This is a genomic window from Pantoea sp. EKM103V (genome assembly GCF_011800365.1).
GTDB lineage: Bacteria > Pseudomonadota > Gammaproteobacteria > Enterobacterales > Enterobacteriaceae > Pantoea > Pantoea anthophila.
The window spans coordinates 37,985-53,638 of sequence record NZ_JAALFQ010000006.1 but is presented as its reverse complement, the minus strand read 5'-3'; the positions used below and the strand labels follow the sequence as shown (position 1 = coordinate 53,638).

Here is a 15,654-nt window from a genome sequence, read left to right as displayed (position 1 = left end):
CTCCAGAGGTTTGGATTTAGGGCATAGCTTGCGCGGAGGCGTATAAAGAAGGGGTTAAAATGCAGCGGGCGGGCGTAAAAATAGTGTAAAAATGGCGAAATATCAGGCGACTTCCAGCGCCCAGATACGATTAAGATCGACATTACCCCACAGCGTGCTGTCCTCTGCGCCGACAATGCTGTCAGTGCAGAAACTGTCGCCAAGGTCGAGCTCCTCCGGTTTGACTTCGCGCTGGGCGTGCAGCGACCAGAACACATGCACACAGGGACGCATCAGCGACTTTTCACCCGCTCTGACCACCAGCGCCACCCGGCCGGAGGCGAGACGCACCAGCGATCCCACCGGATAGATGCCGATGGTACGCACAAAGGTGTGCAGCAGGCCGGGGTCAAAATGGCCGCGCCAGCTCAGCATCTGATGCATCGCTTCAGCAGGCGTCCAGCCGTTGCGATAGGCACGGGTTGAGGTCACGGCATCATAGACGTCACACACCGCCGCCATGCGGGCATAGAGCGAAATCGCCTCCCCTTTCAGGCCGTGCGGGTAGCCGCTGCCATCATATTTCTCATGATGATGCAGGGCGATATCCAGCAGATCGTCATCGGCGTCAGCTTCTATCAGCATCTGCGTGCCAACCACCGGATGCTCGCGCATCACCCTGAACTCTTCGTCAGTCAGTTTGCCGGCTTTGTTGAGGATCGCCAGCGGCACGGCCGCTTTACCGACATCATGCAGTAAACCGCCCATGCCCACCCGCCGCAGCTGCTGGTCGTTCAGCCCGAGTGTTTTACCCAGCGCAATCATCAGCCCGCAGACCGCCATGGAGTGCAGGTAGGTATAGTCATCATGATTCTTCAGCCGCGCCACGCTCAGCATGGCGGAAGGTTCACGCGTGATCGATCCGGCGATTTCATCCACCAGATTCATCATATAGTCGAGCTTCAGGCCGTTACCCAGCCGCGCTTCGTTGAACATCGCCAGGACTTTCGGTTTGCCCTGCTGGAAGATCTGCTGGGCCTGATCGAGTTCCTGAAAAAAGGGGGTGCGACCAATGGTTTTTTTCGCGACCACGGTGGCGATCGGGGCCTGTACTGAACGATCGAGATCGATCCAGAGCTGGCGGATCCCTTCACTGCGTAACAGGGCAATTTGTCGTGGATCGGCGATCAGCATCTCATTACGAATGCGCTGGTCTTTGATCCACCAGACTTCCAGCTTGTGGATAAACATCCCCGGGCGCAGTTCATCAATGGTAATCAGCTTTATCACGCTATCACTCCTTAAGCTCAGCGAGGGAGATAAGGTGATATCGGCAGCTGGACAAATTTTCTTCAGGCTGTTTTGTGCGGCGGCGGCGTTCAGGGGAGTGGTCAGAGGAGAGGCGATTGCGCTCAAACAGAACGACAGGTCAATGCCCGGATTCGTACCAGGCAGATAAAACGCGTAATCATTCAGGTCAGATTTAGCACTTCCATACAGGCGCCGAATGGTTCAGCCTGCCCTGCTATTCTTAACGAATGGCATAATTGTAAGGGTGAATTCTTAGAAAAATTATGTATCCGTATCAATTAAGAATGCATCACACACCACGTAACTTTTGCAAGAATTGAGTAGGATTATTTCGATTTATCACGCAAATCTCTTGAATATAATTGGTACTAAAAGGATATTCTTAACCCTGTTTTGAACGGCGGAGAATGGAAGCATGGCACATAACCTGGCCCCCGGATATTGCGTGGTGGAACACCCTGGAACACTGGAATATCAGGCGCGGGAGCTATTCAGAGATATCCGTTCACCGGCTACCAGTCTGTTTATGACACTTAATGCGGATACACCCTATCTCAAACCTGGACAAATCCTCATTGTGGCTGATCCTGACACGCCAGATTCGCTTACAAGGCAGATGCTGGCAACCCTCCGGCAGGCTAAGAATAAGACCAATTCAGCATTCGTTGGTGTAAACGGCGATGATGCCAGTTTTATGCAAAAACATTATGGAATGATCGCTGCGTTGACAGGTGCCGGAGACAAGATCTTCAGCACTGCGGGGGATGCAGGTGAAAAATATTTTAATGCTATCGAACAGATCCTGAGAAAAATCGAGGCCAGCTATCAGAATCAATATCGCACGCAGGGATCGTTAATCGGCCAGCAGTTCTTCGTTGAACGTAATCAGTTACTGCATCAGCTAAAAGAGCTGGTTAATAAGCCGCTGTTAAAATCCCTTGCGAGATATACCATTAAATTCAGACAATATGAAAACATGAAGCGCGCATTAAATCTTTCCAGCCGTTCGATTGTCCACGAGTGGTCCACCGCTGGTATAGGAGGCATTCCGGGATATTCATACTATGTCGGCAATGCGGCCAGAGCGGCGCGTTTTTTAAAGATGGGTGGACTTATCGGTATTGGATTTGCCTTTGCAGGAACGACTAATGATGTGGTTGATTCCTGCAGCAAAGGGCGTGAAGGAGAATGTGGAAATATTGCTGTCAAAGATTATTCAAAATTTGCCCTTGCCACAGGTGGTGGAATGCTCGGAGGTGTATGGGGTAGTTCTGTTGCGCTAGCTGGTTGTGCAGCTATTGGAATAGCGACAGCAGGGGCAGGTGGTGTTGCATGTGCAGTTGTAGGATCTGTTGCTGGTGGATATGCTGTCGGCTCAGGCGTAGATGCTATATTTAAGAAAGTAATAGAATATTATGATAACTAACGCATTACTGGCTGATACAGCGTTATTTTTTGGTGGGCTGGGCTGCTGCCTTCTGGTGCTGTCGCTTGTTCTGTTTTTGATCAAAAGACAGGATTATTATGGTCTTGTTTCCTCTTATCGGGAAAAATATACCTTGCCTGGCCCCTGCGTCTTTTATTACACGATGGGATTTTTCGGCGTGTTTCCGCTTTTACGATTTTTCATAAAATTAAGCCAAAGAAAGAAAATACGATTTATTTCCCTTAACGACCCCGGTTATGCCTTTTTTGATGACAAAAAACATCAGATTCATTCCTGGATGAAACTTTATTCGCTGCTGTGGTTTGCCGCTACGGCATGTTATATCCTGTTCGCTGTTTTTGGTCTGCTTTTGCCTTAAAGCCCATGCTGGCGTCAGCGTAACTCCCTGCGCAGCGCCTGCCGGGGAAGGCACAGCAGACAGAGGCTCCGAGAAGTGGTTAATCATTTTATAATGACAAATAAAATAATAGCGGAAATGGGACTCTTTTTTGCATTATCAGGCAGTGCAATGATATTGCTTTCTTTAATTTTTTTTCTCTTAAAAAGAGAAGAATATTATTATCTGATAGCACGGTATAAAGAAAAATATCTTTTTCCTGCTCCGGCCTCGTTTCATCATATGACGGGATTTTTTGGTGCTGTTATAGTGATACGCTTTTTTATCAGGCTATCGCATAAAAAAAGAATCTTATTTATGCGTCATGATGATCCTGCCTGCTCTTTCTTCGATGAACCTGATGTAAACCTCCAGGCCTGGATGATCTTTTTCTATTACCTGTGGGTTACCGCGACGGCGTTTTTTGTTGCTGCCGGAATGTTGAGTCTGCTGCTGCCTTAATTCAGACAGGGCGCTGCACAAAAGCGCGAAAATCCTGTCTCTCTGCCGCAGTGCGCGCAGCAATAACGCCACACTTTTCCGGCAAAGTGTGGCGGCGCCAGCAAGAGTGAAAAGAGGCAGTTGTCAAACCTGACTCTCCTTCATAAGCTGCAAATGAGCTTATTTGTCCATTCTCAGAATAAATGAAAAATCCATTCCATCCGGTTAACCTCGGGAGTCCGCAATGAAAAAATGTGCATGGGCAATTCTCTGTCTGCTCGCTCTTTCCACGTCGGCGCTGGCAGAGAAAATTGGCGTGTCGATGGCCTATTTCGACCAGAACTTTCTCACCCTTATCCGCCAGGCGATCGACAAGGAGGCAAAAGCGCAAAAGCTGGATGCGCAGTTTGAAGATGCGCGCGGCGATGTGGGCCGTCAGACCGATCAGGTGCAGAGCTTTATCAGCGCCGGAGTGGATGCGATTATCGTCGATCCGGTCGACTCCGCCAGCACCCCTGCCCTGACCCGCCTGGCGCAGCAGGCTCACATTCCGCTGGTTTACGTTAACCGCACGCCGGGCGATAAAACCCTGCCTCCGGGCGTGGTGTTTGTCGGCTCAGATGAGCGCGAATCGGGCACGCTGCAGATGGAGGCGCTGGCAAAACAGGCCGGCTATCGCGGCCGGGTCGCCATTATGATCGGTAATCTCAGCGATGCGGGTGCGTTGCAGCGCACCCGGGATGTGGAGCAGGTGGTCGCAAAGTATCCCGGGATGAAAGTGGTGCTGAAACAGACCGCCAACTATGCGCGCAACGAGGGAATGGATTTAATGCTCAGCTGGCTGTCGAACGGCGAAGATATCGATATTGTCGCCGCCAACAACGATGAAATGGCGATTGGTGCCACTATGGCGATCGCGCAGGCGAAGCCGAAGAAAACCATTCTGGTGGGCGGTATTGATGCCACGCCGGATGGCCTGAAAGCGCTGGCGAGCGGCAAACTGGCGGTCACGGTTTTCCAGGATGCCGTGGGTCAGGGCAGAAAATCGGTTGAGGTGGCGCAGCAGATGATTAAAGGCCAGAAGGTAGCGTCCCATCAGTGGATCCCGTTTGAGCTGGTTACGCAGCAGAATATGCAGCAATACAGCACGAAGAACCCGTGACGCAGACTGGCGCGGCCGCGTGACCGCGCCGTTTATTACGCGTCGTTCAGCAGCTTCGCCATCATCACGACATCGCGCAGCTGCCCGTCACGCAGGGCAGCCTGGCGCTTCATCCCTTCCCGTTCAAAGCCCAGTCGCTGGTAGAGCCGCAGCGCTCGTTCGTTGTCGTGAAACACCTCCAGCTCCATCCGGGTGATCCCCAGCCAGTTGCGGGCATAGTTCATCGCGGTGCGGATCAGACGCTCACCGACGCCGCGTCCGGCAAAGTCAGGATGTACCCCCAGCCCAAAGCTGATGCAGTGGCGGGTGCGCGGCTTATTGTCAACGAACAGCGTCAGCTCACCGGCCAGCACGCCGTCGATTTCGGCGACAAACGCAACAAAACCCTCTGCATCCATCCTGGCGAATTTTTTCTCCCAGAGGGCGACGCTGGGAAACGGCAGTTGCAGTGTCCAGGGGTAAACATCGGGGTGACTGTAAAGCCGCTGATAGGCGGCAGCATCCTGCGGTTCCCGTGCCCGTATGACAATTTCCATATTTTCTCCTGTTAGCCGGATGGGGTTCATGCACTAAGCTGTAGCTCTTTACCGGATGAAAAGAGCCTCGCTATGTTGTATCGCCGTTTTGAGCGTTTTATCAATATTTTTCATGACGCGCCGACCGATTCACCGCCCTCCACGGTCTGGCCCTTTTATCTCTACTATCTGCGCCAGGTCTGGCCCAGTTTTGCGGCGCTGCTGCTGGTAGGCCTGGTCTCCGCGCTGATCGAGGTGTCGCTGTTTGGCTATCTGAGCCGCCTCATTGATATGGTCAATCACGCCACGCCCGCCACGCTGTTCCGGGATAACTGGCCGCTGCTGCTCTGGATGGGGGCGGTGGCGCTGATTCTGCGGCCGATCTTTATCGGCCTGCACGACATGCTGGTGCACCAGAGTATCAGCCCGAGCATGACCAGTATGATCCGCTGGCAGCATCACAACTACGTGCTGCGTCAGAGCCTCAACTTCTTTCAGAACGATTTTGCCGGTCGTATCGCCCAGCGCATCATGCAGACCGGCAATTCACTGCGCGACTCGGCGGTGCAGCTGGTGGATGCCATCTGGCATGTCCTGATCTACGCCGTGACCTCGCTGATCCTGTTTGCCGATGCCGACTGGCGGCTGATGATCCCGCTGATCCTCTGGATGGTAGCCTACAGCGCCTCACTGCGTTTCTTTGTGCCGCGCGTCAAGGCGCGTTCGGTGGTCTCCTCAGAAGCACGCTCTAAGCTGATGGGCACCATCGTTGACGGCTATACCAATATCGCCACCATCAAGCTGTTCGCCCACAGCGATCTGGAACGTCAGTATGCGCGCGAGGCCATTCAGGAGCAGACCGATAAAACCCAGCACGCCAGCCGCATGGTCACCAGCATGGATCTGACGCTGTCAGCGCTGAACGGCCTGCTGATTGTCTCCACCTCCGGGCTGGCGCTCTGGCTATGGAGCCAGTCGCTGATCAGCGTCGGGGCGATTGCCCTGGCGACCGGTCTGGTGATCCGCCTGGTGAACATGTCCGGCTGGATCATGTGGGTCGTCAACGGCATCTTTGAAAATATCGGCATGGTGCAGGATGGCCTGAACACCATCGCCCAGCCGCTGAGCGTGCAGGATGCGCCGCAGGCGAAGCAGCTGAAGGTGACGCGCGGCCAGATTCGCTATGAAGATGTGCGCTTCGACTATGGTGGCGGTCGTCAGGTCATCAATCACCTTAACCTCACCATTCAGCCCGGCGAGAAGATTGGTCTGATTGGCCCCTCGGGTGCCGGAAAGTCGACGCTGGTTAACCTGCTGCTGCGGCTCTATGACCTGAACGGTGGCCGGATTGTGATCGACGATCAGGATATTGCCAGCGTGACGCAGGAGAGCCTGCGCAGCCAGATTGGCATGATCACCCAGGACACCTCGCTGCTGCACCGCTCAATCCGCGAAAACCTGCTTTATGGCCGTCCCGACGCCAGTGAAGAGGCGCTCCAGCTTGCGATCCGCCGCGCCCGCGCCGACGAGTTTATTCCCCTGCTCTCCGACCCGCAGGGCCGCACCGGCCTGGACGCCCACGTGGGCGAACGCGGGGTGAAGCTGTCGGGCGGTCAGCGTCAGCGTGTGGCGATCGCCCGCGTACTGCTGAAAGATGCCCCGATTCTGATCATGGATGAGGCCACCTCGGCGCTCGACTCAGAAGTGGAAGCCGCGATTCAGGAGAGTCTGGAGTCGCTGATGCAGGGTAAAACCGTCATCGCCATCGCGCACCGCCTGTCGACCATCGCGAAGATGGACCGGCTGGTGGTGCTGGATAAGGGCGGCATCGCCGAGATGGGCAGCCATCAGGAACTGCTGGCGCAAAACGGCCTCTATGCCCGGCTGTGGCAGCATCAGACCGGGGGATTTGTCGGCGTCGATTAATCGCCACGCCGATAGGGTAAGGCGTCGCGCGCTTCTTCCGCCCAGCCGCGCACGCCTTCCCGCTCCTGCTGCAGAAAATCGGCGACGGCATCGCGCAGGCCGGGATGCAGCAGATAGTGCCAGGAGTGGGTGATCTGCGGCTCAAAGCCGCGCACCAGCTTGTGCTCACCCTGCGCACCCGCATCAAACCGCGCCAGCCCTTCATCCAGAGCCAGATCCATTCCCTGATAGAAACAGGTTTCGAAGTGCAGCCGGTCAAACTCCGCCAGACAGCCCCAGTAGCGGCCATAAAGCGTATTGCTGTCACGCAGATAAAAGGCCATCGCCGCCGGTTGCTGCTGTAAGCGGGCGATCACCACCACAATATTCTGCGGCATCCGCTCCGCCAGCAGGCTGAAGAAATCCCGCGTCAGGTAGGGGCGCTGGCCGCGCACCGCATAGGTGTTGGCGTAACAGGTATAGACAAAATCCCACTGATCTTCCCGCAGCTGATGGCCCGGATAGCGGTCAAATTCGAAGCCGCTCTGCGCCACCTGTTCACGCTCTTTGCGTAGCTGTTTGCGCTTGCGCGACATCAGCGTATCGAGGAAATCCTGAAAATCACGGTAGCCCCGGTTGTGCCAGTGATACTGACAGCCGAGCCGCGACAGCCAGTCGGGCTGCTCAGCCAGCAGGGTATTGGCCTGCGCGTCGGTAAAGTTGATGTGCGCGCCGCTTAAGCCCTGCTGCAACAGGTGCTCAGGCAGGGCCGCCAGCAGGTGTGCGGCGGCAGAGGGATCACCCAGCAGACGGGCACCGCTGACGGGGCTGAAGGGAATCGCCCCCAGCCATTTCGGGTAGTAGCGAATCCCGGCGCGCTGGCTGGCATCCGCCCAGGCGTGATCAAAGACATACTCGCCCTGAGAATGGCGTTTGCGGTAGCCCGGCAGCGCGGCGCGGGTCACGCCATTTTCCTGCCACAGCAGATGATCAGGCTGCCAGCCCGATGCAGGCCGCACGCTGCCGCTCTCTTCTAACGTGAGCAGAAAGGCGTGGCGCAGAAACGGCTGGTCATCCGGCAACAGGGCATCCCACTCAGCGGCGGGAATCGCCGTCAGCGAGTTCAGTTGAATCAGCGACATGAATTACTCCAGACAACGGCGGGCAGAGATGCAGTCAAGCAGGTTTTGCGCGTCAGCGAAAGGGCTAAGGCACGCAAAGTGAAGGCTGCATCCGCTGAGCACAGCCCCTATACTGCGACTTTATCCCACAGGACATCGCCATGGATCGACTCGATTGTGACCGGATGTTTGTCACGGTGCTGGAAACCGGCAGCTTTTCTGCGGCGGCGTTACGTCTCGGCACCAGCAGCAGTCAGGCGTCAAAGCTGGTATCGAAGCTGGAGCAGCAGCTCGGCGTGCAGCTGTTTAAGCGCAGCACCCGCGCCCTGTCGCCGACCGATGTCGGGCGCGCCTATTACGAACGGGTCAAACACCTGCTCGACGCATTTGAGACGCTGGATGCCAGCGTGCGCGAAAGCGCCATGACGCCGACCGGCCGGCTGAAAATCAGCGCGCCCGGCTCCTTTGGCACGGCGGTGCTCTCTCAGGTGCTGGTCGCCTTTGCCCGCCGCTATCCGCTGATTGAGCTGGACGTCAGCTTTTCAGATCGGGCCGTGAATATCGTCGATGAAGGATTTGATATGGCGATCCGTATCGGCAACCTGAGCGACAGCAGCCTGGTGGCGCGCAGGCTGGGCGAGGTTCATGTGCGCTTCGCCGCCTCACCGGCCTATCTTGAACAGTTCGGCACCCCGCAGCACTGGCAGGAGATCGCTCAGCATCAGTGCATTATCGACACCAATTTTCGCGATCCCCGGCACTGGCCGTTTGCCGGTTCCGACAGTGAGGTCGTGACCGTGCCTGTGCAGGGCCGTCTGCGCTTCGCCAACACCGAAGCCTGTCTGCAGGCGGCTATCGCGGGTCTGGGCATCGCGCGCCTGCCCGGATTTATCGCGGCCCCTGCGCTGCAACGCGGTGATATCGTCCGGCTGCTGGAGAACTTCGAGACGCCGCCACTGGGTCTGTTTGCGGTTTATCCGCCCGCCCGCCATCTGCCCCACCGGGCGCGCCTGCTTATCGACTTCCTGGTCACCCATTTCATTCATTTTCCACCCCTCTGATTTCTTCCAATATGGAAGAAATGATTGTCTTCAGGACCGGATTATCAGCCTTTTAGTCATCAGTTATGCTGCTTCTCATCTCAACAGAGGAGTCGCACAATGTTAGTAGAAGGCAAGTGGAGTAGTGACTGGCATCCGGTGCAGGCTACCGATAAACAGGGCGGTTTCGTCCGCCAGACATCCGGTTTCCGGGACTTCATCAGCAGCGATGGCTCAACACCATTCCCGGCAGAGCCCGACCGCTACCATCTCTATGTGGCGCTGATCTGCCCGTGGGCGTCACGTGCGCTGATCGCCCGCAGGCTCAAAGGGCTGGAGTCGCTCGTCGGCGTTACGGTGGTGGAGCCGCAGCTCGGTGCTCAGGGCTGGCGCTTCGGTGATTTTCCCGGCGCGCAGCAGGACCCGCTGAACAACGCACAGTACCTGCATGAGATCTATACCCGCGTGGCACCCGATTACACGGGCCGGGCCACCGTGCCGGTGCTGTGGGACAAGAAAACCGGCACCATTGTCAGCAACGAGTCGGCAGATATCGTGCGCATGTTCAACAGCGGCTTTGGCGATCTGGCCGATAACCGCATCGACCTCTATCCCGCCGCGCTGCGCGCTGAGATTGATGCGCTCAATGAGAGCCTCTATCCGCGCCTGAATAACGGGGTTTACCGCGCCGGATTTGCCACGACCGCCATCAGCTATCAGCAGGCGTTTAACGACGTCTTCAGCCAGCTGGATGAGCTGGAGGCGCTATTGAGCGATGGCCGCACGTTTCTGCTGGGGGAACGGCTGACCGAAACCGACATTCGCCTGTTTGTGACCCTGATCCGCTTTGACGTGGCCTATCACGGCCTGTTCAAATGCAACCTGCGCCGCATACGCGACTATGCGCTGCTCAACCGCTATCTTAAGAGCATGCTGTCGGTCTCCGGCGTGCGTGAGACGGTCAACATCGATCACATCAAACAGGGTTACTACTCGATCAAAGCGCTCAACCCGAACGGCATCGTGCCGGCGGGCCCGGATATGAGCGAATACGGTTTTTAAAGGAGCAATGATGGCAAAGGCACTGGTGATTTTTCTGCATGGCGTGGGGAGTAACGGCGATGACCTGGCCCCGCTGGGCCACCACTGGGCGACATTGTTGCCGGATGTGATTTTTGCCGCGCCCAATGCGCCTGAACGTTTTGCCGCAGGGTTTGGCTGGCAGTGGTTCAGCCTGACCGACGTGACGCCAGAAAATCGGCCAGGCCGGGTGCGGGCAGCACGCGCCGCGTTTGACGCAACCCTGAACGCTATCGTTGAGCAGCATGGCTTCGCCGACCGCTGGCAGGATGTGGTGCTGGTCGGCTTTTCACAGGGGTCGATTATGGCGCTGGACGCGCTCGCCTCGGGCCGTTATCCGCTGGCAGGCGTGGTCGCCTTTTCCGGTCGTCTGGCCGTTGAGGGTCAATTAACTCCGCAGGCTCATGTGCCCGCGCTGCTGATCCACGGCCAGTCCGATGAGGTGATCCCGTGGCAGGAGAGCGAATCGGCCGCGACACGACTGAGAGCCGCCGGGGTGCCGGTCGACGCGCGCTTTGAACCGGCCACTGGCCACACCATTTCAGGTCCGGGCGCGATGCACGCCGCCGCCTTTATCGGACAGTGCCTGCAGGATTAACGCCGGTAGCGGTCTAACGCCTGCCAGGCCTGCGCTGCCGCCACCTCAGGCGGCAGGCGTTTCAGTCTGTCGTTGAAGACTTCAATGCCCAGCGGCCCCTGATAGCCTGCGCTTTTGAGCTTATCGACAAAGCGATCCACGTCGATAATGCCGTCGCCAGGCAGCAGACGCTGATGCTTCGCCATCGCCATCAGGCTCTGTTTGTCCTGAGCCGGAACGGCGGCCATATCACACAGCTGCACCTCATAAATGCGGTCGGCCGGAATGCCATCCAGATGGGCGGCGTCGCCCCCGCGCGCGCAGATATGGAACAGGTCAACCACCAGACCGATATTCGGCTGGTCGAGCCGCTGCAACCGCTGCCACGCCAGCGGCAGCGTGTTATCCACACTGCACCAGGCCATCGGCTCATACATAATGCGCATGTTGTAGCGCGCGGCTTCCGAGGCCATCCAGCGCAGGTCATCATCGATCAGTTCGGCACAGCAATCTTCCCGGGTGCTGGCCGGAGCCTGAAGGGTATCGCAGCCCAGCGCCTGGGCGATCTGAATAAACTGACGCAGCTCTTCGCGCTTCTGTGCGCGCAGTGCCATGGGTGCGCCGGTGAAATCGCGCAGCACCTGGAGGTTGGTAAAGCCGGGTCCCTGCCGGGCCGCGATCTCAGCCAGCGCCGCCGCACCGCCCTCGCACGCCTCAACATCCTCGCGCCAGATCTCCACCTGATCGAAACCGGCGTCACGCGCCGCCTGGAGTTTCTGGCCGGGTTCACCGTTTAACAACACCAGGTTAAGGAAGGTGGGGTTGGTTCGCATTGCTCGGCTCCTTAATCGTCCGGAATAATCGGTGATGTTCAGGTCATGCCCCCGGTAAGTGACGGGCGTGACCTGAACCCCTCTGTTTGTCTGGCACACAGGGGCCGGTTAACCGGCTCAGCCCAGCAGCGTCACCAGCGCAAAACCGGCAAACGCCATCAGCAGTGAACCGATCACATGCACCAGCGCGCTGGCCATCGCCCAGAGATACTTACCTGATTGTAGCAACACCATTAATTCTGCCGTGAAGGAGGAGAAGGTGGTCAGCCCGCCGCACAGGCCGGTGACGATCAGCAGTTTCCAGATCGGGTCGATGTCGGGGTGGCGAATAAACCAGGCCATCGCACCGCCAATCACCAGCCCGCCGATCAGATTCACCAGCAGCGTGCCGGGTGGCAGATTGGGAAAGAGCGCATTAAAGCGCATCGCGAACAGCCAGCGCAGCACACAGCCGGCCGAGCCGCCGATCATCACCGCCAGTAACGGTTTCAACATAACTTGCTCCTGATTACAGATTAATGCCGGGCTGAGAGGAGAGGCAGAGATAAACTGCGCCTGACGCCTCAGCTCCCGCGAAAGGATTGAGTGTCAGGCGTCATCAGCCAGTGTTAAGCCCACCGGCGGTTGGGAAAGGTGGCACGCCATCACCTTGAGCCGGTGATAATACGACGCCCGTTTCAGGCTGGCAACCTTGCGCCGGGAAACCGGCCCGGCTGGCGTAAATGCTTGACGCCCACGCCGCGTGCGGGGTAATGCTGAGGGATGAGAGTCGGTGACGGAGAGGCGATGCGAACCCTGATTTTTGATACTGATATCGGCGTGGATGATGCTTTTGCGCTGGCTTATGCGGCGCGCACCCAGCATCTGCTGGGCATTACCACCGTTTTCGGCAACGTGGCGGTGGGTCAGGCGGTGAAAAATGCCCGGCTGTTCTGCCAGAAGATGGCGATCGACGCAGAGGTTTATCGCGGCTGCGCGCGGCCGCTGGCCCAGGCCCCGTCGGCCCCCGCCACCCTGCACGGTCAGGACGGGCTGGGTGATGCGTTTGAAAACAGCTGTAGCGATCAGGCCCCCGGCGCAGTGCAGTTTATTATCGACAGCGTACGGGCACAGCCGCATCAGATTACCCTGGTGGCGATCGGTCCGCTGACCAACATCGCCTCGGCCATTAATCAGGCACCCGACATTATTCCGCTGGTGAAAGAGCTGGTGATCATGGGCGGTACGTTCGGCAGCGGGGGACACAGTGGCAACGTGACGCCCTTCAGCGAATTTAATATCTGGAAAGATCCGCATGCTGCCGATCAGGTGCTCACCTCGGCGCTGAACGTGGTGGTGATCCCGCTGGATGTTACCCACAAGGTCCTGATCACCGGCGAAGAGGTTCAGCGGCTGAATCAGCCGGTGCTGAGCGCCATCTGTCGCCCTTACCTGGCTTACAGTCTGGCGAAAGAGGGATTTAACGGCATGGCGCTGCACGACACCCTGGCGGTGGCATGGCTGAGTCTGCCAGAGGCGTTTACCCTGGCCGAAAGCCCGCTGCGGGTGATCACCGAAGGGATCGCCTGCGGTCAGACGGTGCGCAGGCTGAGCGCACTGGCCTCCCGGCAGGACCCATTTGCCGGTCTGCCCGCCCAGCGCATCGCGCTCGGCGTGGATGCTGACGCGGTGCGGGCGCACTTCTTTAACACCCTCACCGCGCCCTGACGCGCTGGCTGGCCGCGTTACCGGTCGAAATGAATCACGCCTTTGATCAGTTCGCGATTGTTGATGACCTGCGGTTCAAAGGTTTCATCCAGCGTGGAGAACGCCAGAGAGTGATTCAGCATCATACTGGCGCGCAGCTGACCGCTGGCCATCAGGGAGCAGGCCCGATCAAAATCTTCGCGGGTGGCGTTGCGGCTCCCGAGCAGGGTGGCCTCTTTTTTGTGAAACTCACTGTCCGGGATCACCAGATCGCCTTTGTGCAGGCCGACATAGACGACCGTGCCGCCGTGCCGTATCAGGCTGACCGCGTTGTTCATGGCCGCCGGGTTGCCGGTGGCGTCGATCACTTTCAGCGGCAGCCGCCCGCCCGATTGCTCGCGCAACGCGGCATCGAATGCCGCGTCTGCCGGGTTCAGCGCCACCAGGCCAAGCTGGTCAGCGACATGCTGACGACGAAATGCGCTGGTGTCCGCCACAATCACCTGCGCACCGCTGGCAGCGGCAATGGCAGCCACGCCCAGGCCAATCGGCCCTGCACCCACCACCAGCACCTGCTCATCAGCGGTCACGCCAGCCCGACGCACCGCATGCGCGCTGATGGCAAACGGCTCAATCAGCGCAGCCGCCTCCGGTGTCACTTCATCCACCGCCAGCAGCGTGCTGACCGGCACGCTTAAGTAGTCACTGAATCCCCCATCCTGATGGACGCCAATCACGGAGATCTGCTCACAGCAGTTGGTTTTACCGCTCTGGCAGGCGTCGCAGTGCAGGCAGGCGATGTAGGGCATAAGCGCCACCCGCTGGCCCGGCTGAACACCTTCAGCGCCACGGCCCAGCGCGACCACCTCCGCACAGATTTCATGGCCCAGCACCCGGGGATAGCTGAAAAAAGGCTGATTGCCGGACCAGGCGTGAATATCTGTTCCGCAGATCCCGGCGGTGAGAATTTTAATCAGCGCCTCGCCCGCGGCGGGCGCTGGCCTGTCGCGGGTGGCCCAGACCATTCTGCGTGGTTCAGCGATGACCAGTGCTTTCATTGTTGTCATGGTGAGTCTCCGGTTGTCCTGCAGGCAGTTATGCCGAATCCGGCAGCGGACGCGGGTCTCGCTTGCCGGAAGTGTGAAGCACCACGGTTTTTTTGGGCTCTGAATGGTTTTTAATGCATAAAAAACCGGAGAGTGCGATGAGCCGCAGCCAGAATTTGCGTCAGAACGTGGTTAACCAGATGCTGGAAAGTATTGCTCAGCGCCATATTCGCTCACCGCTGCCGCCACAGGCGGCGCTGGCGGAGATGTTCAATATCAGCCGGACCACGGTGCGCCATACCCTGCACTACCTGCATCAGTGCGGCGTACTGGATAAGGTTGAACAGACCTGGGTTATCGTGCGCGAGCCGCGCGAAGAGGACAGTTTCAGCGCCGTTACGCCGCCGATTGAGCAGCAGGCCAGCCACGTAGAGCAGATGTTTTTTAATCTGATTAACCAGCGGCAGCTGGTGCCGGGTGACACGTTCAGCGAACTGCAGCTGGCGCAGCAGGTGAAGGTCAGTCCGGTCGTGGTGCGTGAATTTCTGCTGCGTTTTATGCGCTATGACCTGCTGGAGCCGGTTAAACGCGGCCAGTGGCGGATGAAGAAATTCACCCAGGACTACGCGGAGAAGCTGTTTGAACTGCGCGAGATGCTGGAGACCCACGCCCTGAGCCGCTTCCTGAATCTGCCCGCCAGTGATGAGCGCTGGGTTCAGGCGCGGGATCTGCTGGATCGCCATCGATCGATGCGCGACACCATCGCCAGCAACTATCGCCACTTTGCCGCGCTGGATCGGCAGATGCATTCCCTGATCTTATCCGCCGCCAGCAATCCGTTCTTTAATCAGTCGCTGGAGATCATCTCGGTGATCTTTCATTCGCACTATCAGTGGGATGAGAGCGATCTTAAGCAGCGCAATATCGTGGCGCTGGAGGAGCATATGGCGATTCTGACCGCGCTGATTGGCCGTCAGGATGTCGACGCGCTCTGCGCCCTGCACAACCATCTGGCCACCGCAAAAACCTCCATGGTGCGATCAATCAGCCAGTACAATTAAAAACCGATTAAAAACCACAAAGCATTAGCTCCCGCACGCTTCAGAAACATCTTTGCAACATCCTTTTCCCTTTG

Annotated in this window: 16 protein-coding genes and 1 riboswitch; of the genes, 10 read left to right on the top strand and 6 right to left on the bottom strand. The window is 57.8% G+C overall.

Going from position 1 to position 15,654, the window contains the following annotated elements; all coding sequences use genetic code 11:
- Positions 1 to 102: 102 nt before the first annotated feature.
- Positions 103 to 1,269 (bottom strand): HD-GYP domain-containing protein, encoded by a 1,167-nt coding sequence (locus tag HFD97_RS13660; protein ID WP_009087920.1) that lies wholly within the window; start codon positions 1,267 to 1,269, stop codon positions 103 to 105.
- 436 nt (positions 1,270 to 1,705) lie between these two features.
- On the opposite strand from HFD97_RS13660, the gene HFD97_RS13655 reads away from it, so the two are divergent.
- From HFD97_RS13655 to HFD97_RS13640, 4 genes are all read left to right on the top strand, one after another.
- Positions 1,706 to 2,716, top strand: a complete 1,011-nt coding sequence (locus HFD97_RS13655) for a hypothetical protein (protein WP_167432129.1) — start codon at positions 1,706 to 1,708, stop codon at positions 2,714 to 2,716.
- The gene (locus HFD97_RS13650; RefSeq protein ID WP_167432130.1) at positions 2,706 to 3,095 is read left to right on the top strand and encodes a hypothetical protein; all 390 of its coding nucleotides are present in this window, start codon (positions 2,706 to 2,708) and stop codon (positions 3,093 to 3,095) included. Before HFD97_RS13655 ends, HFD97_RS13650 begins: the two co-directional genes overlap by 11 nt.
- A 93-nt stretch (positions 3,096 to 3,188) precedes the next feature.
- Positions 3,189 to 3,575, top strand: coding sequence for a hypothetical protein (locus HFD97_RS13645; RefSeq protein WP_244319811.1), 387 nt, complete (start codon positions 3,189 to 3,191; stop codon positions 3,573 to 3,575).
- A 223-nt stretch (positions 3,576 to 3,798) separates the two neighbouring features.
- Entirely contained in the window at positions 3,799 to 4,716 is a 918-nt protein-coding gene (locus HFD97_RS13640) for a sugar ABC transporter substrate-binding protein (RefSeq protein ID WP_058956922.1), read from the top strand.
- Positions 4,717 to 4,751: 35 nt separating this feature from the next.
- Here the strand turns inward: HFD97_RS13640 and HFD97_RS13635 are convergent, their stop codons facing one another.
- Positions 4,752 to 5,252, bottom strand: a complete 501-nt coding sequence (locus HFD97_RS13635; RefSeq protein ID WP_167432131.1) for a GNAT family N-acetyltransferase — start codon at positions 5,250 to 5,252, stop codon at positions 4,752 to 4,754.
- Positions 5,253 to 5,324: 72 nt separating this feature from the next.
- On the opposite strand from HFD97_RS13635, the gene HFD97_RS13630 reads away from it, so the two are divergent.
- Positions 5,325 to 7,157, top strand: a complete 1,833-nt coding sequence (locus HFD97_RS13630; RefSeq protein WP_009087928.1) for an ABC transporter ATP-binding protein — start codon at positions 5,325 to 5,327, stop codon at positions 7,155 to 7,157.
- Here the strand turns inward: HFD97_RS13630 and HFD97_RS13625 are convergent.
- The gene (locus tag HFD97_RS13625; RefSeq protein WP_167432132.1) at positions 7,154 to 8,278 is read right to left on the bottom strand and encodes a GNAT family N-acetyltransferase; all 1,125 of its coding nucleotides are present in this window, start codon (positions 8,276 to 8,278) and stop codon (positions 7,154 to 7,156) included. The two genes, HFD97_RS13630 and HFD97_RS13625, sit on opposite strands and share 4 nt — an antisense overlap.
- 140 nt (positions 8,279 to 8,418) lie before the next feature.
- Here HFD97_RS13625 and HFD97_RS13620 point away from each other — a divergent pair, with 140 nt between their 5' ends.
- The 3 genes from HFD97_RS13620 to HFD97_RS13610 all read left to right on the top strand — a co-directional run bounded on the left by HFD97_RS13620 (position 8,419) and on the right by HFD97_RS13610 (position 10,975).
- Complete coding sequence (locus HFD97_RS13620) at positions 8,419 to 9,318, top strand: LysR family transcriptional regulator (protein ID WP_167432133.1); 900 nt, start codon at positions 8,419 to 8,421, stop codon at positions 9,316 to 9,318.
- A 99-nt stretch (positions 9,319 to 9,417) separates the two neighbouring features.
- Positions 9,418 to 10,359 carry a glutathione S-transferase family protein gene (locus tag HFD97_RS13615; RefSeq protein WP_167432134.1) on the top strand — a complete coding sequence of 314 codons (942 nt, stop codon included), beginning with the start codon at positions 9,418 to 9,420 and terminating at the stop codon, positions 10,357 to 10,359.
- A gap of 10 nt (positions 10,360 to 10,369) precedes the next feature.
- Positions 10,370 to 10,975 carry an alpha/beta hydrolase gene (locus HFD97_RS13610; RefSeq protein ID WP_244319813.1) on the top strand — a complete coding sequence of 202 codons (606 nt, stop codon included), beginning with the start codon at positions 10,370 to 10,372 and terminating at the stop codon, positions 10,973 to 10,975.
- Here the strand turns inward: HFD97_RS13610 and HFD97_RS13605 are convergent.
- Both HFD97_RS13605 and crcB read right to left on the bottom strand, forming a co-directional pair.
- Positions 10,972 to 11,787, bottom strand: coding sequence for a sugar phosphate isomerase/epimerase (locus HFD97_RS13605; RefSeq protein WP_058956919.1), 816 nt, complete (start codon positions 11,785 to 11,787; stop codon positions 10,972 to 10,974). The genes HFD97_RS13610 and HFD97_RS13605 overlap by 4 nt on opposite strands.
- 117 nt (positions 11,788 to 11,904) lie before the next feature.
- A complete protein-coding gene (crcB, locus tag HFD97_RS13600) occupies positions 11,905 to 12,282 on the bottom strand; it encodes a fluoride efflux transporter CrcB (protein WP_150030137.1) in 378 nt (125 codons plus the stop codon).
- 87 nt (positions 12,283 to 12,369) lie between these two features.
- Positions 12,370 to 12,445: riboswitch (Fluoride riboswitch) on the bottom strand.
- A 128-nt stretch (positions 12,446 to 12,573) separates the two neighbouring features.
- Between crcB and HFD97_RS13595 the strand changes: the two genes are divergently transcribed.
- Entirely contained in the window at positions 12,574 to 13,494 is a 921-nt protein-coding gene (locus tag HFD97_RS13595) for a nucleoside hydrolase (protein ID WP_167432135.1), read from the top strand.
- Between the two features lie 17 nt (positions 13,495 to 13,511).
- Here HFD97_RS13595 and HFD97_RS13590 read toward each other — a convergent pair whose 3' ends face one another.
- Complete coding sequence (locus tag HFD97_RS13590) at positions 13,512 to 14,540, bottom strand: zinc-binding alcohol dehydrogenase family protein (protein ID WP_167432136.1); 1,029 nt, start codon at positions 14,538 to 14,540, stop codon at positions 13,512 to 13,514.
- A gap of 137 nt (positions 14,541 to 14,677) precedes the next feature.
- On the opposite strand from HFD97_RS13590, the gene HFD97_RS13585 reads away from it, so the two are divergent.
- Positions 14,678 to 15,580: a GntR family transcriptional regulator gene (locus tag HFD97_RS13585; protein WP_009087945.1), complete on the top strand. Its 903-nt coding sequence runs from the start codon at positions 14,678 to 14,680 to the stop codon at positions 15,578 to 15,580.
- Positions 15,581 to 15,654: the final 74 nt, after the last annotated feature.